Here is a 23,646-nt window from a genome sequence, read left to right on the forward strand (position 1 = left end):
GGGCCGCTCCGATGACAGGCCTCGCCGGAGCGACCGGCTCCCGCCCCTGCGGGCGTTCGCCCACCGGGGCCGGAGCGGCTCCCGCCCCGGCCGGCGTTCGCCCACCGGGCGCATGCCGACGGTGTCGAACCCGCAGCCCCGGCGCGGGCGGGCGCCGGGGTGTCGGCCGCATGCCGACGGTGTCGAACCCGCCGGTGCCGGCCGGATGGCCCCGTCCGGGCCGCACCTGACGACGCCGGGCCCGACCGGGCAGCGTTCTCACGAGAGGAGCCACACCGTGTCCCAGCCCGCTCCCGTCCGGGAGGGCACCCGCGCGGTCTTCGGAAACGGCACCGCGCACAGCCGCGACCAGCACTCCTGCCTGGCTGCCGCCTACGATCCGGTGACCCTGCCCCGCCTCGCGGCCGCAGGTGTCGGCCCGGGCTGGCACTGCCTGGAGGTCGGCGCCGGCGGCGGCAGCATCGCGCGCTGGCTGGCGGGCCGGGTGGCACCGGGCGGCTCGGTGCTCGCCACCGACCTCGACCCGCGCGACCTGACACCCGGCCCGCGCCTGGAGGTCGCGGCCCTCGACGTGGCCCGAGACCCGATGCCGGAGGCGGCCTACGACCTGGTGGTGGCCCGCCTGGTCCTGCAACACCTCCCCACCCGGGACGCCGTCCTGCACAAGCTGGTGCGCGCTCTCAAGCCCGGCGGCCTTCTGCAGATCGACGAGCTCGACGCCTCCTACGAGCCGCCGCTGCTGACCCCGGACGCGGAGGCGGAGGCGCTCTACGTCCGTTTCCTGCGGGCCAAGACCGACGCGCTGCGCGCCGCGGGCGGCGATCCGCACTGGGGACGCAAGGTGCCGGCGGCACTGCGGGCGGCGGGGCTGACCGCCATCGACGTCCACCTCCACATCGGCGTACGGCACGCCCAGGACCCCGGCCTCGGACTTCAGTTGAACCACACCCGCAACCTCCGGGACCGGCTGACGGAACAGGGCATGAGCCAGGAGGACCTGGACCGCGTGGGACGGCTGATGCGGGACCCGTCCTTCCGCGCCGCATCCAGCGTCCTGTACTCGGTGCAGGGCCGCCGGCCCGGCCGGGGGCGATCGTGACGCCACACCTGCGCGCCGCGGCCCGGCCGGACGTCGCTGCCGCGATCACCGGCCGGTTGCTGCGGCACGCCGCGCGGGACCTGCCGGAGACGAGCGGCCCAGGCCGGGACACGCCGCGGTACACCGTCGACTGGGCCGGGCCGGTCGGTGCGGACCTGCCGGACGAGCGCGCCGTACAGGCCGCCTGCGGTCTCATGCAGGTCCACGGCCGGGCGACGGGCGGGCCGCTCCCGCTGGCCGTCGACTACGCCTCGGTGGTGGCGGGGGTGCTCGCCGCCCAGGGCGCCACCGCTCTTCGCGTCGCCCGGGCCCGCGGCCTGGACCTGCGCGAGGTGCGGACCTCTGTGGCGCAGGGGGCGCTGCTGGCGGTCGGTCAGTACCTCGCCGCCGAGACGGCCCGCGACAACTCGCATCCGCCCGAGCCGGATTCGCCGGCCCCGTCGGCGGCCGGACCGGACGCGCTGCCGACGGGCGGTCTGGCGACCCTGGAGACGTCCGACGGCGCCCGAGTAGAGGTCGAGACCCTCGACCCCCTGGCGTGGCGGGAGTTCTGGGCCCGGCTCGGCGTGGCCCCCGCACTCGCCGGCCGTGGCTGGCTGCCGTTCCAGCAGCGGTTCGCCACCGCCGTCTGCCCGCTGCCCGACGAACTGCGCCGGGCCGCCCGCCGCCACACGCCGGCGGAGCTGCGGGCCGCCGCGCACCATACCGGCGTCAGCCTCCTCACCGTCGGCTCCGACCCGGCCCCCGCGGTCCGCCCGGCCGCCTGGTGCCTCACTCCGGGACCGGCACCTTTCCCCAGGGCCCGGGCGCACCCTGACACCGCCGTGCCCGGCCCACGCCCGGCCGTCCCGCTCTCCGGTGCCGTCCTGCCGCTGACGGGCGTGCGGGTGGTGGAGTCCACCCGCAGGGTGCAGGGCCCGCTCGCCGGGCACGTCCTGCGGATGCTGGGTGCCGAGGTGGTCCGGATCGAACCGCCCGGCAGTGATCCGATGCGCTGGCTCCCTCCGCTGGCGGGGGACTGCTCGGCCCGGTTCTCGGCTCTCAACGCGGGCAAGCCGGTGGTCGAGGCCGACCTCACCACCGCGCCGGGCCGGGAGACGGTTCGCGCGCTGGCCGCCGAGGCCGACGTCTTCCTGCACAACTGGGCCCCCGGGAAAGCCGCGCGGCTCGGCCTGGACGCGTCCGACCTGCTGCCCGGCCGCCCCGCCCTGGTGTACGCCTGGGCATCCGGCTTCGGGCACGCCTTCGGCGACCGGCCGCCGCCCCTGGGCACCGACTACCTCGCCCAGGTGCACAGCGGCCTCGCCGCGGCGGTGCGGCCGGCGGACCAGCCCCCGGCCCCCTCCCTCATGACCCTCACCGACGTGCTCGGCGGGCTGGTGTGCGCCCAGGGGATGCTGGCCGCGCTGGCTGCTCGGGAGGCGACCGGCCGGGGCAGCCGCGTCGACTCCTCCCTGGTCTCGGCGGCCGCTCTCGTCCCCCGCCCCGCGCACCGGCCCCGCTGGACGGCGCTGGACCGGCCCCTGCGCACAGCGGACGGCCATCTGTACCTCGGTCCCGAGGCCCGGGCGTGCCCCGAGGCGGTGCTCCGCGTGGTGGACGGCGTCGGCCCCATGGCCGCCGAGTACCTCGCGGCCCGCTTCGCCCGCCGCACCACGCAGGAGTGGACGGCACGGCTGGCCGAGGCCGGCCTGACCGCGACCCCCGTACTCACCGACCTGACGGCTCTGGCCCGCGACCCGGCCTTCCGGGCGGCCGTCGCACCACCTGATCCGTCCACCGGCCACGCACGCCCGTACGCTCCCTGGGAGTTCGCATGACAACCGCCCCCGCGACCCGGCACCGTAGTGCCCCGTCCGCGAGCCGGGCCGGGCAGCCGGTGTGGACCTCACGCGCCGGGGTGCGCTTCCCGGATCTGGTGCCGCGCGCCCAACGCCGTGCCTGGGTGACGGCGGGCCTGTGCCCGGACACCGACCTCTACGCACTGTTCACCGCTCAGGTCCGCGAACACCCGGACCGCCAGGCGCTGGTGGACGACGCCGGAGTGCTCTCCTATGCGGCACTGGACGCCGAAGTGCGCCGGATCGCCGCCCTGTTCGCCCAGGAGGACCTGGGAGACGGGGACGTGGTGGCGCTCCTGCTGCCCAACGGACGCGACGCCGTGGCCGCGGAACTGGCCGTCTACGCGATCGGCTCGGTGGCCCTCCCGATCCCCGCGGGCGGCGACGACCGGGACGTCCGGGCGCTGCTCACCCGCTCGCGGGCCCGCGGCGCCGTCCTCCCATCGGCCAGCCGGGCACAGGCCGTCGCGGATCTTCCGCATCTGCGCACCGTGTTCGCCCCCGGCCCGGGCGACGGACGGACGCGCGGTCTGCATGCCCCGGCCACCCCGGCCCGTCGTCCCTGGCGGCCGCGGCGGGCCGACCCGTACGGGCCCGCCCGCATCCTGGTGTCGTCCGGTTCCGAAGCCGAGCCGAAGATGGTCGCCTACAGCCATCACGCCCTGGCCGGCGGCCGTACCCGGTACGTCGGGAGCCTGCACCCCGACACCACGGTGCCGCCCCGCCACCTGGTCCTCGTCCCGCTGGCCTCCTCTTTCGGTTCCCTGGGCACACCGGTCACCCTCGCCGCCCTCGGCGGCACCCTCATAGTGCAGTCGGCCTTCGACCCGGCCGGAGCGCTGCGGATGGTCGCCGAACATCGTCCCACTCACCTCTTCGCGGTGCCCACCATGCTCCGCCGCATCGCCGACCTCCCGGCGCGGCCGGACGAGGACACATCGTCGTTGCGTGCCGTTGTCTCCAGCGGCGCCCCTCTGCCGGCGGCCACCGCCCAGGCATGCCGCGCACGGTTCGGCCGCCCGGTGGTGACCGTGTACGGCTCGTCGGACGGGGTGAACTGTCACACGGCCGGAGAACGCACCCCGCCGGGCGACAGTGTCGGCACTCCGGACCCCGCGGTGGCCCGCATCCGGATCACCGGACCCGACGGCGCGCCGCTCCCCACCGGGCGGACCGGTCAGATCGAGGCCCTGGGCCCCATGACGCCGCTGTGCTACGTCAACGCGCCTGAACTGGACACCCGTTACCGCACCTCCGACGGCTGGGTGCGCTCGGGCGACCTCGGCCGGCTGGACGAGCACGGAAGACTGCACGTCCTGGGCCGGCTCAAACGCATCGCCGTGCGCGGCGGTCTCAACATCAGTCTCGCCGAGGTCGAACGCGAACTGGGCACCCATCCGGCGGTGGCCGAGGCGGTCTGCGTCCCGGTGCCCGATCCGGACCTCGGGGAACGACTGTGCGCCTGCGTCCGCCCGGTCCCGGGCACACCCGTTCCCACGCTGTCCGACCTCACGACCCACTTGGGGGGCCGCGGCCTGGCCCGCCGGAAACACCCCGAACGTCTCCTGGTGGTGGACGAGATCCCTCTCGCCCACAGCGGGAAGGTCTGCTACCGCACCTTGATGTCCCGGGCGACCGCGCGCTCAGCCCGGGAAAGACCGCAGGGCGGTCGCGAGGCTGATGAGAGCCGCAGGGGCAGATCCCCCGGACTGCCACCTGTGGAGCCGGCGTAGGGGAGCCTTCCCGGGGAGGGGAGACCCCGGCAGCGCGGACGCCTTCGTCGGGGGGCTTCTCGGCAGGTGGGATGCCCACCACCGTCAGGCCTCGGCCAGCCGCAGGTCGTGGTCCGCGGCGAGGCGGTTGCGTGACGGGGGGCGAACAGCTCGTTTTCCCGGTGTATGCAGGCATGCAGAACGGCAGCGAAGGTGGTGGCTGTGACGGGTCGCGTGTTGGTGGGCCGGCCGTTGACGGCGGGCGGGCTGACGGACGAGTACGACGCGGTGGTGGTCGGGTCCGGGGCCGGCGGGCTGACCACCGCGGTATGCCTGGCGCGCCAGGGCCGGCGGGTGGCGGTGTTCGAGCAGCACTACACCGCGGGCGGCTACACCCACGCTTACCGGCGGCGCGGCTGGGAGTGGGACGTCGGAATCCACTACGTGGGACAGCTGAGGGAGCGAGAGCCGGTCCGCGTGCTCTCGGATTATCTGACCGGCGGCACGCTGCGATGGGCCCCGCTGGGGGACCCGTACGACGAGTACCGCCTGGCGGGGGAGGTGTACCAGGCGCCGGTCGGCTTCTCGGCCTATCGGTCCGGTCTGATCGCGCGCTTCCCGGCCGAACGAGCGGGCATCGAGGCGCTGTTCGGGCTGGTCGGGCGGTGCCGGGCGGTCCTGCCGGCGCTCGCACTGGGACGGCTGACAGGCCCGGTGGTGCGGCGGCTGGCGCGGGTCCTGCGGGCAACGGCCGTGCCGCCCGAGGCGCTGCGTCCGGCCCGGGAGGTGGTGGAAGGGCTGGTTCGCGACGAGAGGCTGCGGCAGGCTGTGCTCACCCCGAGCGCGCTGCTGCTGGCCGACTCCACGGCAAGACTGCCGTTCTTCCTCCTCGCGGTGCTGTTCGAGCACTTCCGGACCGGCGCCTGGTACCCGGTGGGTGGCAGTGCCGCGATCGCACGCGCGATGCTCGAACCGATCCGCGCCGCCGGCGGCGAGGTCTTCGTGCGGGCACCCGTCGCCCGGATCGAGCTGGACGGGTCGCGCGCGACGGGCGTGGTGCTGGCGAACGGCACCCGCGTGCGGGCTCCGGTGGTGGTGAGCGCGGCAGGCGCCCAGAACACGTACCGCACCCTGCTGCCACGCCGACCCGACCGCAGCGCGGGCCGGCTGGACGGCATGCGGCGCGGATTCCCGTTCGTGGTGCTCTTCATCGGACTGGACGGCGACCCCGCGGAACTCGGGCTGCCGCGGCACAACCTGATGGTGACCGACGAGGACTGCGACGCCCTCTTCGACGGCACGGGCGGACGGACCAGCGGCTACTTCTTCTCGTTCTCCTGCGCCAAGGACCCGACCTGGACCAGGCGCCACCCCGGCCGGTCGACCGGAGAGATCCTGACCTACGTACGGCCAGAGCTGTTCGAGCCGTTCCACGGCTCACGATGGCGACACCGGGACCCCGCCTACCGGGCCCTGAAAGCCGAACTCACCGCACAGCTCCTTGACCAACTCCACCGCCAACTGCCCCGCACCACAGGCCGGGTGGCCTACCACGAGCTCGGCACCCCGCTGACGGCCGAGCACTTCGCCGGCTGGCCGGGCGGCAGCTTGTACGGGCTGGCCAAGGACGTGGCCGGCTTCGGCGACGGCCACCGCCCCGGCCTGGCGGACTGGCTGCGCCCACGAACCGAGGTCAAGGGCCTGTACCTCTCGGGCCAGGACTGTCTGGCCGGCGGCTTCCTCGGCGCGGTCACCAGCGGCCTGCTGGCCGCCCACGAGGCTCTGGACCGGGCCGGCCGGGCCCGCCTGTGGGCAGGGTTGTTGCGCCAAGGCGTGCGCCCCCGATCGACCAGTTCCGGGCCTACCCCGGCCGTCCAGGAACGGTGAGGGAGGCACCCCAGCGGTCGGATCCCGGGCTGTCAGGCGGTGACCCTGCCGAAGAGGTGGTTGGCGGGAGCATCCGGGTCGTTGCCGTAGAAGAACTCGGTGAGGGCCTGGTGGAATTCGGCGCGGTCCAGCCCGCCGGAGCCGTCCCTGTCCAGAGCGGCGAAGACCGTGGCGCAGTCCGCGCCGGGCACACCGGCGACCGAGTCGAACATCTGCTGGAACTCGGCCTGGTCGATCTTGCCGTCCGCGTTGAGGTCGACGAGGTCGAAGAAGCAGTCGGTGACCGGCGCGATCTGCTGCGGATAGAGGGCGGGGTCGGTCAGGACGCTCCTGAAGCCTTCGGTCATCTCCCGTAGATCGACCTTCCCGTCACCGTCCTGGTCCATGGGGGCGATCACATTCGTCCAGAACCCGTCCATTCCCTCGATGAGCCGTCGGGCGGTCGCGGAGTCCGGTGCGGTGTCTCGGGCGGCGATGTAGCGCTCGCTCATCGCGCGGACGTCCTGCTGGGTGATGAACCCGTCGCCGTCGACGTCGGCGCCCCTGAACCACTGGCCGTACTTGAGGTCTTGAAGTGCAGTCACGACTGCGCACCGTATTCATCTGATTACGCAATTGCAACATGGGGAGGGGAGCCTCTGGCAGCCGGGGCGGCCCGCTGCGCGCTTGACGACGGCGAACACAAAGGACGTGCCCGCAGAGGCAGGCAGCTTGCGTATCAGTGTTCGAGGTGTGGTGGTGCGAAGGCGAGCACATCCGGAAGGGGGCCGTCGTAGAGCTCGACGTCGACGAGCGCGCTGTGGGCGCTCGGTCCCTGGGACAGGCGCGAGCACCCTCGGTCGGCAGTGAGGGTGTTCGGATTGCCGTGGCGGTCCAGGGTGCCGCTCCGGCCTGGCTGGGCCGGGTCCCACCATGCTCCGGTGGACAGTTGGATGACGCCTGGCATGACGTCGTCCGACAGGACTGCGCCCGCCAGGCAGCTGCCGCGGTCGTTGTGGACGCGTACGATCATGCCGTTCTCGATGCCACGGGACGCGGCGTCCAGCGGATTGATCGTCACGGGCTCACGGCCGCGGATCTTCGACTCGAGGCTGTGGCCGCCGTTGTCGTACTGGCTGTGCAGGCGTGAGGCGGGCTGATTCGAGATCAAGTGCAGCGGGAATCGGTCCGACAGGCCGGCACGAAGCCACTCCACCGGTTCGAACCACGCCGGATGCCCGCTGCAGTCGTCATAGCCGAACGAGTCGATCTCCTCGGAGAAGATCTCGATCCGGCCCGACGGGGTCGTCAGGGGGAAACGCTGCGGATCCGCGCGGAGCGCCTCGAAGCTGCCGGGGAACGGGCCGCTCAGCGCCGGCAGTTCAGCGCTGGAGCTTCGCCAGAAGTCGTCGAAGCTCGGCAAGGCCCCGTCGTCGCCGAGGTCGGCCCTGGTCTGCTCGTAGAGGTGCCTGACCCATTCGATCTCGGAGCGTGACTGCGTGAACTCGCGCTCGTATCCGAGCCGGGAGGCCAGGGCGGTGAAGATGTGGTGGTCGGTGCGTGACTCGCCCGCCGGCTCACGGACTTTCGGCATCGCGACGAGGTGGGGGTCGGAGAATCCGGCGGCGAAGTCGTCGCGCTCCAGGCTGGTGGCGACGGGAAGGACGATGTCGGCGAACTTGGCCGTGGTGTTCCACCAGGCTTCGTGCACCACCACCGTGTCAGGGGTCTGCCAGGCGCGGGTCAGGCGGTGGAGATCTTGGTGGTGGTGGAACGGGTTCCCTCCGCACCAGTAGATCAGGCGGAGCTCGGGCAAGGTCAGGCGCCGGCCGTCGTAGTCGATGGTCGTGCCCGGATGCAGCAGGGTGTCGGCGATCCGTGCGACAGGGATGAAATCCGCGACAGGGTTGGGAACCCGGGGAATCGACGCCACGGAGGGCCGGCCGGGGGCGACGCCGGTCGCGTCCATCGTCGCGTAGCCCGCGCCCCAGCCGCAGCCGGGCCGCCCCATCGAGCCCGCCATGGCAGCCAGCACGACCGACATCCAGATCGGCTGTTCGCCGTGGTCCGCCCGTTGAATCGCGTAGTTGACCATGATGAGCGAACGTTGGGTGGACAGGCGGCGAGCCAGTTCGGTGATCGTGTCCCGGCTGATGCCCGTGATCCTCGCCGCCCAGGCGGCATCCTTGGCGACGCCGTCGAATGCGCCGGTCAAGTAGGAGGCGAAGCGGTCGAACCCGACGCAGCAACGGCGAAGGAAGTCCTCGTCGTGCCAGCCGTTGACCAGCATGGTGTGTGCGATGCCGAGCATCGCGGCGGTGTCGGTGTTGGGGATGACGGGCAGCCACTCGGCGTCGAGGAAGCCGGCGGTGTCGCTGCGGATAGGGCTGATGTTCACGAACCGCACCCCGGCCGCACGGCACTTTCGCTGAAGGTCCTGCGTCTGGTGTCTGGCCAGTCCGCCGGGGTTGATCTGGCTGTTCTTGAGGGCCAGCCCTCCGAACGCCACCACGAGCTCACAGTTGTCGGCGATCTCGTCCCACATCGGCATCCGGGACTGGTAGCTCCACGGAGCTCCACCGATCACATGGGGGAGGATGACCTCCAAAGCCGCGGTGCTGTACGTGTTGCGAGAGTCGGTGTATCCCCCGCCCAACGAAAGGAACCGGTGGAGTTGCCCCTGCGCGTTGTGGAACGCGCCCGCACTCGCCCAGCCGTAGGAGCCGCCGAACACGGCGCTGTCTCCGTGCTGTGCGCGCACGCGGCGCAGTTCCTCGCTCACCAGGGTGATCGCGTCGTCCCAGCTCACCTCCACGAAGGCGTCCGTGCCCCTGGCCGTGTCGTGGGCGCGCGGCAGGCCGTTCAGCCAGCCCTTGCGCACCGCGGGGCGCAACACGCGGGCGCTGTCGTCGGCGGCTGTCACCATTCCGGGCCCGATGGGCGACGGTGCGGGGTCGTCGCCCCTCGGCTCGATTCGCACCAGCCGCCCGGAGTCGACCACCGCGACAAAACTGCCCCAGTGCGTCGCAACCGACATGCGTCGTTCCACGATGCATCAACCCCGTCTCTGAAGTTCCCCGGCTCTGGGACAGCGGCCACTTATGTCACAGGGGCTCCACGTCAGTTGACGGGCCGCAGGACACAGACTCCCCCTGCGGCCCGCTGCCCAACCCTGTAGGCGCACGAGCCTCCCGACGGCCGTACGGAAGCGCCGTCCACGCCCCCCTCGCCGGCCCCTACGACCTGAAGATCGTCTGACAGGTCGCCGAAACCTACGGCCACCGGCAGCCGCTCCCGCCCGCCGCATCCGCCGAACGGGAAGACCCTGGAGCCGGGTCGGCGGAGCAGGGCATGTCAGGACGGTGAGGGGAAGCGAACGGTGAGCAGGGCCCGGTCGTCGGGGAACGCCGCCTCGGGCTGGTGGTGCAGGAATCGGTCGCACAGCTCGGCGATGTCCAGGCCGCTGGTGGTGCGGGCGAAATCGGTCAGTCGCCGCATCCCGATGGCGAGGTCTTCGCGACGGCGCTCGATCAGCCCGTCGGTGTACAGCAGCAGCGTGTCGCTCTCGGCCACGGTGGTGTCGGCCTGCCGGTAGCGGATGCCCCGGACGGGGCCGAGGGGCGGGGAGGTGGCGTGGGCGAGGTAGGTGCTGGAGCCGTCGGCGTGGATGAGCAGCGGCGGCGGGTGGCCGGCGGTGGCGTACCTCAGGGTGCGGGTGCGGCGATCGAAGACCAGGTAGCAGGCGGTGGCCATCCGCTCCGGGTGATAGCGGCCGAGGAAGGTGTTGACTTCGTCGAGGACGGCGGCAGGGTCGGTGCCGCAGCGCGGCACGATGTTGCGCAGGGCGGCGGTGACCTGGGCCATGACGGTCGCTTCGTGCAGTCCGTGGCCGGCGACGTCGCCGATGCTCAGGCCGATGTGATCGGCGTCCACGTCGTAGACGTCGTACCAGTCGCCGCCGACCGAGAGCAGGTCACCGCCCGGGGCGTAGCAGGTGGCCGTCTCCAGGCCGGGAAGCTGTGGCAGCTGGGGCAGGAGGCTGAGCTGCAGGCGTTCGGCGACCCGATGCTCGTGTTCGTGCAGGCCCGCCCGGCGCAGGGCCTGGGCGATCTGCTGCGCCACGGCCGTCACATGCTCGGGAGCGGTGGAGCTGTCCGAGCCGTAGACGATCAGCATGCCCAGGTGGACGCCGTCCGCCTCCAGGGACAGGGCCAGGGGAACCGCGTCCGCGGCTTCACGAGTGAGCGGGCCGTCCGAGGAAGAGGGCCGGTCCAGGTCGGTCCAGCCGCCCGCGCCGACCGGAAGGCTGCTGTCCTCCGGCTGGAGGGGCGGTACCAGCCGTGCCGCGTGCAGATAGAGCTCCGCCGCGGTGGCCCCCAGGGCGGCCGGCGCCACCTCGCTGACAGCGCGGGAAACCTCCGCGAGGGTGATCGCTCCGGCCAGGGCGGCGGTCAGGTCGTACAGGTGTTGCAACCGGGCACGGGCGGCCTGTTCAGCGGCCAGCAGCCGCGCCCGGTCCACTTCGGTGGCCCGGCGGAAGGCCACCTCCCGGTTCAGTGCCTCCACCTGCTGGCTGAGCACGACGAACTGGTCCGACGCCCCGGCCTCGACGAGATGCAGCTGCAGAGCCGGCTGCGGGCCGTCCCACCATGTGGCCCGCGCCCCGTGACAGCGGAAGCGCCGCGTGCGGCCGTCGGCGTCCTTGAGGACCAGCGCGCCGGGCACGGGGCTGCCGCTGCGCAGCCACACCGCCAGCTGCTGACGCAGCCGCGGGGTGTCGTCCGGCCGTAGATCGAACACGCTGGTGCCCGGACGCAGCCGGTCGTCACAGCGGACGGCCGCAGGGTTGGCGGCCAGGACGCGGCCGTCGGCCCCGCACAACAGCACCGGATGGGGCAGCGGTCTGGTGATGGCCCGGAAGAGGCCAAGGGTCATGGGGCCACAGTCCGGTCGCCGAAGTACTCACGGCCACTCACCGTGTCGACATCCACGTCGGGCACCAGGTGCACCACCACCCGGCAGCCCGTGTCGCCGCGCGCGATGGTCTCCTCCAGCTCCACCCGCGCGTAGCCCAGATTGCGGGCGGCGACGGTGCCGAAGACGTTGGACGTCATCATGCACATCGACTCCCGGCCCACCACCTTCTCCGCGAACGGGCAGACCCGGTTGCCCAGCACGATCTTCGTCTCGTCGTGCTCGATGACGTAGAAGTCACCGTTGATACGGCGCTTGAGGTCCACGAGCGCCTCGGCGACCTGCTCACCCGTGAGCCGTTCGGTTCCCAGTGCCTTGAGGTACATCTCGTCGATCTGCGTGCCGACGGCCTGCCCCACGAGACTGACGTAGCCGGACGCCTCCTCCAGGCCGATCACCGACTCCAGCGACGTCGCCAACTCGCGTACCAAAGTCCGCAGGAACACGTCACGGTCCAGGGGAATCTCCACATCCGAAACCTTTTCCATGCCGGCTCCCTCACCCTCGGGCCCCGGCGGCAACGCCACCGGCGTGACCTCATGTCGTGTGACGGGATGATTCTGCCAGCGCCCTTCAGCCCTCCACCACCAGTCCCGTCGACAGCGGCGGTCAACCCTTCACAGGATCAGCCCGTCACCCGACGGACACGGATGGTTCACCAGGCAGGCAGTGGTAACCCGGCAGACGACTGCGGCCGGCTGTACGCAGCGCCGGCGGGCGGCAGAGCGGGGCCGCCACCCAGGCTGGAGGAACCTCATGAACGGCGAATCGACCATCCCGTCCTGCGAGTCGCGTTTCCCCGCCGTCACGGCGAGCATCGCGGCCGCCCGGCACTGGGTCCGCGACTGCGTGGAAGGTTTCGGCGGCCCGCTGCACCAGCACCGGATGATCCAGAATGCCGAGCTGCTCGTCTCGGAAATGATCACCAACGCCATCCGCCACGGCGCCGGCTCACCCCTGATCCGACTCACCTGGAACGGCCGGCTGCTGCGCATCGCGGTCAGCGACTCCGGCGACCGCTGGCCGCGCATGCGTGTCACCAAGAACACCGAGCCCGGCGGTTTCGGCATGCAGCTCCTCGATCGGCTCGCGCACCGCTGGGGCGTCATCCCGCGCCACCCCGGCAAAACGGTCTGGGCCGAACTCAGCCCCGCTCCCTGAGATCGCCCCCCTCTTCGGCGGGAGTCAGCATGGGCGGCTGGCGTGAGTCCTCATGGGCGGCTACTGCGGGAGGACACCGACTCGGTCGCATGAGCTCCACCGGCTCTTCTCACCGGGACCCGTGCAGGCCAGGGTCGGCCCGAGTCCCTCGCTCGGCCGGACTGGGCGTCCGCGGTACCCGACCGAGTATCGTGCGAGGTGACCGGTAGAGCCGCCGTGCGGCCGAGCCAGGGGAACTGGGGGGGGGCAAGAGCGTGGATGTCGTACCCGGCGAGGGCGGGACCCCCGTCGCGCCGTCACGTGACGCGGTACTGCAGATCGATCCGTTGCCCGACAGTTCGGGGCTGGGGGCGACAGGGGAGATCAGCATGAACACACGGTCCGCATGGCAGCAGGCGCTTAACCAGCTGGTCGAGCGGCGCACGGACGTGCTGCATGTGGATATGTCCCGGGTGCGGTTCGTGGATGTGGCCGGCGTCACAGACCTGGCGGTCACCGCCCAGCGTCTCCCCGAGGGGCAGCGGATCGTGCTTCACCGACCACCGCCACAGTTGCCGCGCATACTCGAGCTCTTCTGGCCCGGTATCGCCGCGATCGAGGTGGCTGCGTGATGAGCACCGCCACCTCGCACGAGCCGTTCGTCCACCCCGCACTGTTCTACGAGGGGGCGGACCAGTACATCGAGGGCACGGTTCCCTTCTTGCGGGAAGGACTGGACGCCGGTGAGCCCGCGGCCGTCGCCGCGCCGCCGGATCGACTGGAACTGATCCGCGAGGGGCTGGGTGAGCGAGCAGCCCAGGTGCGCTTCATCGACATGACTCAGGCCGGCCGCAACCCCGGCCGCATCATCCCCAACGTGCTGCGCAAGTTCGCCGACGCCCAGCCGAGCGCCCGCCGGGTCCGCATCATCGGCGAACCGATCTGGCAGGGTCGTTCCGCCGTCGAATACCCCGCGTGCGTCCAGCACGAGGCGCTGATCAACACCGCTTTCACCGGGCGCGCGGTAACCATCCTGTGCCCCTACGACGCCGGGCAGCTGGACAAGCAGGCCCTCAGCGACGCCCTGGCGACCCACCCGGTCGTCATCGACGCCGATGGCCAGACGCAATCCACCGCCTACGGCCCCGAGCGGATCATCGCCCGCTACAACGAGCCACTGCTCGCCCCCCTCGAAGCAGCGGCTCGCCCGTTCGCCGCCCAGACACTGCCCGACACGCGCGACTTCGCCGTGTCCCAGGCGCGCTCCCTGGGCGTGTCCGGGGCGAGCCTCGGAGATCTGGAACTCGCGGTGGCGGAGCTGACCACCAACAGCGTCGTCCATGGCGCCGGCTCGGGGACCGTGCGGATCTGGGCCGAGAGCGGCCGGATCGTCTGCGAGGTACACGACGGCGGACAGCTGACCGATCCGTTGGCCGGCCGCCGCCCGCCGCATCCCACGCAGCCCGGCGGCCGTGGACTCCTGCTCGTCCACCAGCTCGCCGATCTCGTCCGTGTCCACACCGGCCCCGACGGCACCACCATTCGCTGCTACCTCCCCGGTTGACCACGACACTGTGCCGGGCCGCTCAACACGGCACAGGTATAGGTACGGGAAGACGGGGTAGGCGGTGCGCCGTCGGCCGTTTTGCAAGCGGTAGCGGTCGGCTCGAACTTTGGGAGGGGCACAGCATGGCGCTCAAGAGCATTCCGGCGGCACTGGACGCACGAACGAGCGAGCTGCCGGAGGTCGCCGACCCCTCCCGGGTGGCGCCCAAGGACGCTCGCCAGCTCTCCCGGCTCTTCTTCGAACAGCTGACGGTCCTGGAAGAGGGCACCCCCGAGTACAGCTACGCCCGCGGAACGCTGATCGAGATGAACATGTCCCTGGTCCGCTACGCGGCCGGCCGTTTCCGCAGCCGCGGCGCGGAGGAGATGGAGGACATCGTCCAGGTCGGCATGATCGGCCTGATCAAGGCCATCGACCGGTTCGAGCTGACGCGCGAAGTGGAGTTCACCTCGTTCGCGATCCCCTACATCGTGGGCGAGATCAAGCGGTTCTTCCGCGACACCACCTGGGCCGTGCACGTGCCGCGCCGCCTTCAGGAGGCCCGCGTCGAACTCGCCCGCGCCACCGAGGAGCTGCGAAGCCGGCTGGGCCGTACGCCCACGGTCCAGGAGCTGTCGGAGCTGATGAGCCTGTCCGAGGAAGAGGTGCGGGAGGCCCGGCTGGCCGCCAACGGCTACAACTCCTCCTCCCTGGACGCCACGATCGGCGGGAGCGAGGACGGCGAGAGCGCCCTGCAGGATTTCATCGGCGCCGAAGACCAGGCGCTGGAACTGGTGGAGGACTTCCACGCTCTCGCCCCGCTGCTCGCCGAACTCGATGAGCGGGACCGGCAGATCATCCACATGCGGTTCGTGGAAGAACTCACCCAGGCCCAGATCGGCGAGCACCTGGGCGTGTCCCAGATGCACGTCTCCCGGCTCCTGTCACGGACCCTGAACCGCCTGCGTGAAGGCATGCTCACCCACCGCTGAGGCCCACCGGCAACGCGATGCCCGGTCCGAGTCCGTCGGCGGATGCCGTCCGGAGACCCTGGTCGGGCCCAGGGTCTCCGGACGGCATCCGGCGGACAGCCGGCCGCGCTCCTCGGCCTGATCCGCCCCGGTGGTGTCCTGGTGAACACCACCGTGTGGATGCCCGCGCCCACCGACGAGGAGCGCGGCGTACGGGCGCCGACCTGTTCGTCCGCAGCGACGCGGAGCAGCTGTCGCACCTGGTGGAGCTGATCGACGGCGGCGAGCTGCGCGTCGAGGTCGCCCGGCGGGTGCCGTCGGCCGAGCTGCCGGTCCTGCACGCTGACGCCGCCGCGGGCGTACTGCCCAGCGGCAAGGTCGTCGTCACACCCCCACGCCTGACGCCCACCCGACTCACCCTCCCCGTGGTCCCGCCGAACGAGAGTCCGGACAGGGCGATGGGCAGTGCGGGGCCTGCGTCGCGCGAAGTCTCTCGCGTGGCGGAGAGAGGCGTTCGAAGCCTCAGCCCACCGGCTCAGGAGATTCGACAGTCTTCCGGTGCGCCCCCTCGGTCTGCCCCACACGCGGGTCAGGCGGGTCCACCGGGAGGGGGTGTGCGCAGCGCGATCATGGCGACGTCGTCATCGTTGTCGCTGGGGCGGACCTGGTCCAGCAGCAAGTCGCAGAAGGAGTCGAGGGGGCGATGGGCGAGGGAGGCCGCGTGCCGGCGCAGCCGGTCAAGCCCCTCGTCGATGGAGTGGTGCGGCGATTCGACCAGCCCGTCGGTGTAGAGCAGGAGCGTGGCCTGAGGCGGCAGGACGGTGACGGCGTCGGGGCGAGGTCTGGTGAGTCCGGTTCCGAGGAGTATGCCGTGAGCCTCGTCGAGGTAGCGGGTCTGACCGTCGTGCGTGACGAGCAGAGGCGGCGGGTGGCCGGCGTTCGTCCAGCGTAGGCGCCACCGTGTGTCATCCCCGAGGGTGAGCCTGGCGAGGATCACGGTGGCCATGGGTACCTCGGCTATGTGCATCACGGCATCGTCGAGCCGTGTGACGACGGCGCTTGGTGCGGCCTCGGGGTGGGACCAGGCGAAGGCACGCAGCATGTTGCGGACCTGCGCCATGCCGGCCGCGGCGTCGAGATCGTGTCCGACGACGTCGCCGATGGCCAGTGCGTGGGCGTGGGAGGCCAGAGCGAAGGCGTCGTACCAGTCACCGCCCACGGACGAGGCGTCCGGAGCGGGTACGTAGCGCGCGGTCATCTCCAGCCCCGGCAGGACGGGCAGCTGGGGCAGCAGATGCCGTTGCATGGTCTCGGCGACTGTGCGCTGGCGCTGGTACAGGCGCGCGTTGTCCAGCGCCAGGCCTGCCCGGCGGGTGAGGTCCTCCAGCAGCGGCAGGTCGGCAGGGGTGAAGGCGTCATGACGCTGGGCGCGGCCCAGGGTCAGGGCGCCGAGTACGTCGCGCAGCCCGCGAATGGGTGCGATGACGGCGGAGTGCATACCTGTCGCGGTGAACAGGCGCTGCTGCTCGACCGCTATGCCGGAGTCGGGCGGACCTTGGTAGGTGGCGGGACCGGCGAGGGAAGAGGCGGCGCCGCGCAGGGCCCGTGACAGGGGCATCGGCGACTCCGCCGGCACCGGAGGCATCGGACCCTGCAGGTCGTCCCGCTCGACCAGAATGCCGTCCTTGTGCTCCATCACGAGGAAACGTCGCACTTCGTCACGTTCGGTGAGCAGGTCGAAGACTGCCCAGTCCGCGAGCCGGGGCACGGTCAGGGCCGCCAGCCGGTGCAGCGCCTCGTCGACGTCAAGGGTGGATGTGAGCTGCGTGGTCGTCTCCGCCAGCAGAGCCAGTCGGTCCAGTTCGGTCAGCGGCGCGGAGTGCCCACCGTCGCTGTGGCGACCGTCCGGTTGCTTGGCCTCGTACAGCAGCGCCAGCGCACCTGTCCCGCCCGGAGCGGGCGCATAGGGCGTGACCAGCCAGGACAACTGGACGAGAGTGCCGTCCCCACGGGCGAACCACTCGGCGTCGCCGTGCCTGGTGTCTCCCGTGAGGAGCGCCTTCCTCATCCGGCAGCGCGTACGCGGCACCGAGTGCCCGTATCTGTCCCGGTGCAGCAGGTCGTGGAAGTCCTGACCGACGAGTTCTGAGGCTTCCCTGTCCAGCAGGCTCCGGGCCGCGCTGTTGACCGTGACGATGAGGCCATCGTCATCGACCGCGAAGGCGGGCGCCCGCAGGTTTTCCAGCGTTCCGTCGAGCAGGGCGCCAGAACGAGCCTGATGCCCGGACAGGGGAACAGTTCCCCTGCCGGGAGCGGCGACGTCGTCCATATCCCTCCTCTGTTCAGCCCGAATTGGGCCGAGTACCCCAACCGGACTCCGCCATGCACCGAAGGCTCATTCCCGCCCGCGACTGCTCGAGCACGTCATGGTGGGGCAGGAGGAAGCTGCCGTTGACGTCGCGAATACGGTCACGGGTGCAGGTGGGCAGAGTCGTCCAACACCGTGACCTGCACAGCGGTCGTCCTCCGCTTGCGTTTCTCGGGTTCAGAGTGTGAGCAGGCTTCGCAACGTGAGACTGATGCCTACGGTGAGGACGGCGAGAGCGGTGGAGGCCGTCGCGTAGCGGGCGCCGAAGGATGTCCGGCTCAGTGCGATGGCGCCCAGCAGGACGACCATGGCCGAGGGGCTGTTGTATCCCACGCCGCACGAGAAGGCTGCGGCACTGCTGCACTCCGTCGCCCGCTGTCGCGCGCTGATCGACGGCAACGAGCGCACCGCCTGGCTCGCGACGGAGCCTCGGCTTACCCGCGCTGACCTGCGGCTGTCGACTGGCGCCTCGTGGGACCTGTTCCCGATGACGCACCACGTGGAGTGCGTGGCGATGGCGATCCTGTAGCCCGCGGGCAAGAGCCCCTGACCCTGTGGTTCGGCAGGGGCGGCGCTGGGGTTTCTGTCAGCGTGCGCGGCGGATGCGGATGGGGCCGCGGGCGTCGGTTTCCGTGACGGGGCGGCCGGACCGGGTCACCTCGGCCTTTCCGGCCGCCGCCAGGCTCCAGGCCGCTCGACGGGCCGGTTCCATCAGGGCTCGCCAGCCTTCGTCGTCGCCTTCGTAGGCCTCGCGGGCGGCGTCGGACGGACAGATCGAAGACGTGGCCGCACGTCGCTCCAGCAGGTTCATGATGACCTGCTCCAGCCGCCGGGTGAGCTGCCGCTCCGTCTCCGCCACGCCATCCAGTGTGCACCCGCTCGTACGGGCGGACGACGCTCGCCTCGCCCGGTGCGTCAGGCGGGCGTCCGCAGGTCCAGCAGGACCTTGGAGGCGACGGTCGGGGGCCGTCTCGAAGGCGGTTCGGGACTCGGCGGGGGAGAAGGTGTGCGTCACGATCGCCTCGACCGGAAGGCCCGGGGCGAGGACGCCGATCGCCTCGTCGAGAGAAGATGCTTCCAGTCCAGCAGCACGGGCCGCCCGGGTCAGTGGAGCTGCGAAGAGTCCTGGGGGGCGGGTTTTCCCTACCGTCCGCCGAGGCCGGCGGCTGATTAGAGTGACCGGCGGACCCGTCCGCGCACGGCCCGGAGGATACGCACCATGACCGTCGCCGTCTGGGAAGCCCTGCGGACACGCCCCCTGCGTTTCGCCCTCTCCACCTGGCCGCCGCGGTGCTGGGCGTTCCTGCTGAGCGGCACCGTCGTGGGCTTCTTCGCCCTGCTCCTGCTGACGGTCCTCCTCTTCGTGGGGGTGGGACTGTCCGTCGTGGGCGTCGGGTTGCTCGTCCTCATGGGAGTCGCCGTGCTGGGCATTCCCGTCGCCGCGCTGGAACGGCACCGGTTACGGCTCGTCGAACCGGAACCGCTTCTCGACCCCCACGGTTCGCTCCCCGGCACGGGGGCCTGGCCCTGGCTGCGCACCCGGCTGCGCGAGCGGGCCACCTGGCGGGAACTGGGGTACACCCTCGCCCTGGGCGTGGTCTTCACCGCCACGGGGATCGGCTTCGCCGCCCTGCTGGGCCTGTCGGTGCTGCTGACGGCGACTCCGGTCATCGTGTGGGCGATCGCGCCCGACACCGTGATGCTGGTGCCCGGCCGGCCCATCTCCGACCCCGTCGCGGCCCTGCCCGGCAGCGCCGCGGGCCTGCTCGGACTGCTCGTCTCCGCCTACGTGGGCGGACTCCTCGCCGGCGCGCAGGTGTGGGTCGCCCAGTCCCTGCTGTCGGCGCGGGACGAGGACTTGAGCAGCCGGGTCATCGAACTGACCCGTTCCCGCGCCCGCTTGGTCGACGCGTTCGAAGCGGAGCGGCGACGTATCGAACGCGATCTGCACGACGGCGCCCAGCAGCAACTCGTGGCGCTCAGCATGACGTTGGGGCTGGCCGAACTGGAGCTGCGCGGCCAGGACTCGCCGGCCACCCCCCTCATCGCCCGCGCCCGAGGCGAGGCCCGCCAGGCACTGGACCAGCTGCGTTCCCTGGTGCGCGGCATCCACCCCCAGGTCCTCACCGACCACGGACTGTCGGCCGCCGTGTCCGAACTGGCCCTGCGCAACCCGATCCCGGTGACCGTGGACATCCACCTGCCGGACCGGTTGCCGTCGGCGGTCGAGACGACGGCCTACTTCACCGTCACCGAGGCGCTGACGAACGCCTCCAAGCACAGCGGCGCCGACCAGGTCAGCGTCGTGGGCCGGTTGCGCGACGACACACTCGTCCTGCTTATCACCGACAACGGGCACGGCGGCGCGGACCCGGCAGCCGGAGCCGGTCTGCAAGGATTGGCGGACCGTGTGGCCATTCTCAAAGGGAGACTCGCCGTGACCAGTCCCGTCGGCGGACCGACCCGACTGCGGGTGGAGGTGCCGTGCTCCGCGTAGTGCTCGCCGAGGACGCCGTCCTGCTGCGCGCCGGTCTGGTGGAGTTGCTGTCCCGAGTCGGGCACGTGGTGACCGCCGCCGTCGGGGACGCCGGAGAACTGGCGCGCGCCGTGGACGCCGACCGGCCGGACGTGGTCATCACCGATGTGCGGATGCCGCCCGGCTTCCGCGACGAAGGGCTGAAGGCGGCCCTGGAACTGCGCAGTCGGCACCCGGGCCTGCCGGTCGTGGTGCTGTCGCAGTACGTCGCCACGGCCTACGCGACGCAGTTGTTCAGCGGCGCTTCGTCGGCCGAGGGAGGACTCGGGTACCTGCTGAAGGACCGGGTCGGGGAGGTCACCGACTTCCTCGACGCCCTGGACCGCGTGGCCGGCGGGCAGACCGTGATCGACCCGGAGGTGGTCCGGGTGCTGCTCCAGCAGCGGACCGCCGACGAACCGCTGCGGCGCCTCACGCCCCGCGAGCGGGAGGTGCTGGCTCTCATGGCGGAGGGGCTCAACAACCAGGCGATCGCGCAGCGGCTCACCATCACGGAGGCGTCGGTGGTGAAGCACTCGAGCAACATCTTCATGAAGCTGGATCTCGACCCGGCCGAGGGCAACCGGCGAGTCCTGGCGGTCCTCGCCCACCTCCGCCGGGAGGCCCCGCAGGTCTGACCGGGGCACCGACGGCTGCCCCGGGGAGGGCCGGAACCGTGTCAGCCCTCCCCGTCGCCCCGGCCGGGCACGGCCGCCTCGAGGTCGGCGCCCGGGGAGAGCAGTCGCGTCAACAGCTGCGCCGACGCGTCCCAGGACCACTGCGACGTCACCCATGCCCGGCCGGACTCGCTCATCGCCGCGGCCCTCTCGGGGGTGCGCAGGATCCCGGACACGGCGCGGGCCACGGCCCCCGTGTCCGCGCCGTCCACGACGGTGCCCGTCACCCCGTCGACGACCGCGTCCGGCGCACCCCCCGAGTCCCCGGCGACCACGGGCAGTCCGCCGGCCGCCGCCTCCAGGAACACGATGCCGAGCCCCTCCGCCTCGAGCCCGGCCTTCCGGGTCCGGCACGGCATGGCGAACACGTCCGCCGCCGCGTAGTACGGGGCCGTCGCCTCGTGGTCCAGCCCGCCGACGAACACCACGTGTCCGTCGGCGTACCGGCGCGCGAGCCTGCGCAGCCGCTCCTCCTCCGGGCCGCTGCCCACGATCACCAGCACCGCCTCCGGCACGGCCCGCCGTATGGCGGGCAGCGCCCGTATCAGCGTGTCCTGCCCCTTGCGCCGGACCAGCCGGGAGACGCACAGAACGACCTTGCGGCCCACGATGCCGTGCCGCTCCCGGATCTCCCGGGCCCGGCCGGAGAGGGGCAGGAACGTCGCCGCGTCCACGCCCGGAACCAGCCGTACCAGTGCGGCCCGCGGCCCCAGCGCCGGCGCGATGCGGCGCCGGGTGTACTCGCCGAGGTACGTCACGGCGTCCACGTGCTCGCCGATGCGCCGCAGCACCCGCCTGGCGCCCGGTGTGCGCGCCCACCAGATCTCGTGACCGTGCGTCGTGGCGACCATCCGCCGTATCCCGCCGCGCCGCAGTGCGGGCGCCATCGCAGCGAGCGGCGCGGCGGCCCCGAACCAGACCCGGTCGCAGCCGTGCCGCCGGGCGATCTCCAGCGTGCGGCGGGTCACCCTGGGGGTGGGCAGCAGCATGCGGCTGGGGTCCCGGAGCACCGGGAACGGCAGAGCGGCGTCGTACGCGGCGGCACCCGGCTCGCCGGACGTGTAGACGACCACGTCATTGCCCGGGACGCGGGTCGCCATGGCGTGGACGAAGGTCTCGATGCCGCCTTGGCGGGGCGGGAAGTCGTTGGTGACGATCAGGGTGGTGCCCATGGTGGTCGCTGCCTTAGGGAAGGGGTGGTCAGGCGGTGAAGAGGTGGTTGCGGCAGTCGTCGGTGACGTGGGCGACGGGGACCCAGTGGCCGCGCCGCCGGCGATGGACCTGATAGCCGAGGCCGCGCAAGTGCCGCAGGACGGCTGCCGGTTGCACGCCGTACTGCGCCAGGTGACGGCGCTCGATCTCCAGCAGCAGCGTGGGCCGGTGGCGGCGCGGCCGAGCCGCTTTTCAGAACCGCGAGCTCTCACCCCGCGCGGCGGGAACCGGGGCCGGGCGAGCAGGCCGGGAGGTCCGTACGACGAGGTCGTGCGCGGGCCTCGCACGGCGGGCGCCGCCCACCAGCCGGGCGAGCACGGCCAGGGTGACCGGCAGGGCGAGATACCCGAAGCGCCCGGCGGGCGCGAGGAGGAACGCTACGCACAGGCCGACGGCGAGCCGGTCGGCGGCCGACACGAGGTCGTGCGGCGGCCGGACCAGGAGGGACACGAAGACGGCCAGCCCGCCGGCCAGCAGCAGTGCGACCGCCGCGTACCAACCGGCCGGCCCGAGGCCGGCGAGCAACCGGCCCGGCAGCGGACTGGCCGCCGGGGTCTCGAACGGCCCGCGCCCGGTCGGGAAGGCGAACACCTGCTGCACCAGGGGCCCCGGTGACAACAGCGCGCTCGGCAGAACGAGCAGGACCGTGCCCCCCACCGCCACGGCCGCCCCGCGCACGGCCGCCCGGGTCCCTCCGTGGTGGGCGAGCAGCGTCACGGCGACCGCGACGGCGGGCCAGGCCGTCCACTTGAGGGAGCAGGCGGCGGCGAGCGCCAGCCCGGCGGCCACCGGCCGACGTCGCGCCGCGAACGCCAGTGCGAGGAACAGCAGTCCGGTCAGCGGCAGGTCAACGCCGCTGACACAGAGCGGAAGCGACACGGCCGGCGAGGCGACGAACGCGCCGACCGCGTAGCCATGCGACGCGCCGCCGCCGACCGCCGAGGGGCCGCCGGCCGGGCGCCGGATCACATGCCGAGCGGCCCACAGGCAGCCGAGGAACGCCACGGCGCACCAGAGCCGGGCGTCACCCAGCACCCCGGGCAGAGGACCGCTCTCGCCCAGCACCGCGCGCGGCAGCCCGAACACGGCCATGCCCGGCAGGTACGGGGTGACCTCGCCCACCGTGTGCGGTTCGGGCAGGTACGGCGTGGCCTGGCGCAAGGTCAGCAGCCCGGAGCGCTCGACCACGCCGACCTCGCTCTGCGCCGTGCCGGTCAGCACCAGGAGCACGAAGGGCACGACGACGGCCCCACCGAGGGCCAGGCAGACCGAGAGGGCGCGGCCGCGCGGTCGCGACGACAGCGCGGCGACCGCCGCGCAGAGGTAACCCAGGCAGGCGCTCATGCCCCACACACGATGCGGCTCGGGCGCCATGATGAACGGAAAGACAGCGGCCCAGGCGGCTGCCACGAGCCAGCCGCCGCACCACGATTTCCGCTTGTCCGCACGAAGTTGAGCCCGATGAATCAGCACCCGTCCATTGCATCCGGAGCGTCGGGTCGGGTCATGACGGCCAGGTCGAGACCTGACGGTCGGGTTTTCCCCACCATCGGGCGTCCCGTCGCACCGGTCGAGGAGTCGGGGAGTCAGCCCTGACCCCGTTGGCTGTCGCGCGAGTTCGGCGGCGACCTCGTCGGCCGTCGGATCGTCGATCTTGCCGACCGTTCCAGACCCGAAGCGCACCGCGGAAGGGCGCTCTTGCCCGCACCGGAAGGACCCACGACC

19 protein-coding genes and 1 pseudogene are annotated in these 23,646 nt (G+C 72.2%); 11 read left to right on the forward strand and 9 right to left on the reverse strand.

Annotated features, from left to right (window positions below; all coding sequences use genetic code 11):
* Window positions 1-277: 277 nt before the first annotated feature.
* From QOL88_RS29885 to QOL88_RS29900, 4 genes are all read left to right on the forward strand, one after another.
* On the forward strand, window positions 278-1,099 hold the full coding sequence (locus QOL88_RS29885; protein WP_257027925.1) for a class I SAM-dependent methyltransferase: 822 nt from the start codon (window positions 278-280) through the stop codon (window positions 1,097-1,099).
* Window positions 1,096-2,919, forward strand: a complete 1,824-nt coding sequence (locus QOL88_RS29890; protein ID WP_257027926.1) for a CoA transferase — start codon at window positions 1,096-1,098, stop codon at window positions 2,917-2,919. The genes QOL88_RS29885 and QOL88_RS29890 overlap by 4 nt, the downstream gene beginning before the upstream one ends.
* Window positions 2,916-4,673 (forward strand): class I adenylate-forming enzyme family protein, encoded by a 1,758-nt coding sequence (locus QOL88_RS29895; protein WP_097221387.1) that lies wholly within the window; start codon window positions 2,916-2,918, stop codon window positions 4,671-4,673. Before QOL88_RS29890 ends, QOL88_RS29895 begins: the two co-directional genes overlap by 4 nt.
* A gap of 201 nt (window positions 4,674-4,874) precedes the next feature.
* On the forward strand, window positions 4,875-6,539 hold the full coding sequence (locus QOL88_RS29900; RefSeq protein WP_179879001.1) for a phytoene desaturase family protein: 1,665 nt from the start codon (window positions 4,875-4,877) through the stop codon (window positions 6,537-6,539).
* A 32-nt stretch (window positions 6,540-6,571) separates the two neighbouring features.
* On the opposite strand, the gene QOL88_RS29905 is transcribed toward QOL88_RS29900, so the two are convergent.
* From QOL88_RS29905 to QOL88_RS29920, 4 genes are all read right to left on the reverse strand, one after another.
* Entirely contained in the window at window positions 6,572-7,123 is a 552-nt protein-coding gene (locus tag QOL88_RS29905; RefSeq protein ID WP_097221389.1) for an EF-hand domain-containing protein, read from the reverse strand.
* Between the two features lie 134 nt (window positions 7,124-7,257).
* Window positions 7,258-9,555 (reverse strand): molybdopterin-dependent oxidoreductase, encoded by a 2,298-nt coding sequence (locus tag QOL88_RS29910; RefSeq protein ID WP_218892921.1) that lies wholly within the window; start codon window positions 9,553-9,555, stop codon window positions 7,258-7,260.
* A 317-nt stretch (window positions 9,556-9,872) separates the two neighbouring features.
* The gene (locus tag QOL88_RS29915) at window positions 9,873-11,453 is read right to left on the reverse strand and encodes a SpoIIE family protein phosphatase (protein ID WP_097221391.1); all 1,581 of its coding nucleotides are present in this window, start codon (window positions 11,451-11,453) and stop codon (window positions 9,873-9,875) included.
* Entirely contained in the window at window positions 11,450-11,980 is a 531-nt protein-coding gene (locus QOL88_RS29920) for a methanogen output domain 1-containing protein (RefSeq protein ID WP_097221392.1), read from the reverse strand. The genes QOL88_RS29915 and QOL88_RS29920 overlap by 4 nt, the downstream gene beginning before the upstream one ends.
* A gap of 268 nt (window positions 11,981-12,248) precedes the next feature.
* On the opposite strand from QOL88_RS29920, the gene QOL88_RS29925 reads away from it, so the two are divergent.
* The 4 genes from QOL88_RS29925 (at window position 12,249) to QOL88_RS29940 (ending at window position 15,170) form a co-directional block, all read left to right on the forward strand.
* A complete protein-coding gene (locus QOL88_RS29925) occupies window positions 12,249-12,653 on the forward strand; it encodes an ATP-binding protein (RefSeq protein ID WP_097221393.1) in 405 nt (134 codons plus the stop codon).
* A 254-nt stretch (window positions 12,654-12,907) separates the two neighbouring features.
* Window positions 12,908-13,264: an STAS domain-containing protein gene (locus QOL88_RS29930; protein ID WP_257027927.1), complete on the forward strand. Its 357-nt coding sequence runs from the start codon at window positions 12,908-12,910 to the stop codon at window positions 13,262-13,264.
* Window positions 13,264-14,196, forward strand: coding sequence for an anti-sigma factor RsbA family regulatory protein (locus tag QOL88_RS29935; RefSeq protein ID WP_097221394.1), 933 nt, complete (start codon window positions 13,264-13,266; stop codon window positions 14,194-14,196). Before QOL88_RS29930 ends, QOL88_RS29935 begins: the two co-directional genes overlap by 1 nt.
* 125 nt (window positions 14,197-14,321) lie before the next feature.
* Complete coding sequence (locus QOL88_RS29940) at window positions 14,322-15,170, forward strand: RNA polymerase sigma factor SigF (protein ID WP_097221395.1); 849 nt, start codon at window positions 14,322-14,324, stop codon at window positions 15,168-15,170.
* A gap of 568 nt (window positions 15,171-15,738) precedes the next feature.
* Here the strand turns inward: QOL88_RS29940 and QOL88_RS29945 are convergent.
* A complete protein-coding gene (locus QOL88_RS29945; protein ID WP_097221396.1) occupies window positions 15,739-17,478 on the reverse strand; it encodes a SpoIIE family protein phosphatase in 1,740 nt (579 codons plus the stop codon).
* A gap of 295 nt (window positions 17,479-17,773) precedes the next feature.
* On the opposite strand from QOL88_RS29945, the pseudogene QOL88_RS29950 reads away from it, so the two are divergent.
* A pseudogene (locus tag QOL88_RS29950) lies at window positions 17,774-17,938 on the forward strand (Fic family protein); the annotation flags it as partial.
* A gap of 165 nt (window positions 17,939-18,103) precedes the next feature.
* Here the strand turns inward: QOL88_RS29950 and QOL88_RS29955 are convergent.
* Window positions 18,104-18,376, reverse strand: a complete 273-nt coding sequence (locus tag QOL88_RS29955) for a DUF3253 domain-containing protein (RefSeq protein WP_097221397.1) — start codon at window positions 18,374-18,376, stop codon at window positions 18,104-18,106.
* 360 nt (window positions 18,377-18,736) lie between these two features.
* Between QOL88_RS29955 and QOL88_RS29960 the strand changes: the two genes are divergently transcribed.
* Together QOL88_RS29960 and QOL88_RS29965 are read left to right on the forward strand one after the other, a co-directional pair.
* Window positions 18,737-20,014: a sensor histidine kinase gene (locus tag QOL88_RS29960; protein ID WP_097221398.1), complete on the forward strand. Its 1,278-nt coding sequence runs from the start codon at window positions 18,737-18,739 to the stop codon at window positions 20,012-20,014.
* The gene (locus tag QOL88_RS29965; protein WP_097221399.1) at window positions 20,002-20,670 is read left to right on the forward strand and encodes a LuxR C-terminal-related transcriptional regulator; all 669 of its coding nucleotides are present in this window, start codon (window positions 20,002-20,004) and stop codon (window positions 20,668-20,670) included. Before QOL88_RS29960 ends, QOL88_RS29965 begins: the two co-directional genes overlap by 13 nt.
* Before the next feature lie 41 nt (window positions 20,671-20,711).
* Here QOL88_RS29965 and QOL88_RS29970 read toward each other — a convergent pair whose 3' ends face one another.
* The 3 genes from QOL88_RS29970 to QOL88_RS29980 all read right to left on the reverse strand — a co-directional run bounded on the left by QOL88_RS29970 (window position 20,712) and on the right by QOL88_RS29980 (window position 23,265).
* Window positions 20,712-21,881: a glycosyltransferase family 4 protein gene (locus QOL88_RS29970; RefSeq protein WP_097221400.1), complete on the reverse strand. Its 1,170-nt coding sequence runs from the start codon at window positions 21,879-21,881 to the stop codon at window positions 20,712-20,714.
* Between the two features lie 28 nt (window positions 21,882-21,909).
* Window positions 21,910-22,038 (reverse strand): hypothetical protein, encoded by a 129-nt coding sequence (locus QOL88_RS29975; RefSeq protein WP_257027928.1) that lies wholly within the window; start codon window positions 22,036-22,038, stop codon window positions 21,910-21,912.
* A gap of 75 nt (window positions 22,039-22,113) precedes the next feature.
* Window positions 22,114-23,265: a glycosyltransferase 87 family protein gene (locus QOL88_RS29980; RefSeq protein ID WP_257027929.1), complete on the reverse strand. Its 1,152-nt coding sequence runs from the start codon at window positions 23,263-23,265 to the stop codon at window positions 22,114-22,116.
* Window positions 23,266-23,646 lie beyond the last annotated feature (381 nt).

Origin of the sequence: Streptomyces sp. Ag82_O1-12, from assembly GCF_900182715.1 — a bacterium.
GTDB lineage: Bacteria > Actinomycetota > Actinomycetes > Streptomycetales > Streptomycetaceae > Streptomyces > Streptomyces massasporeus.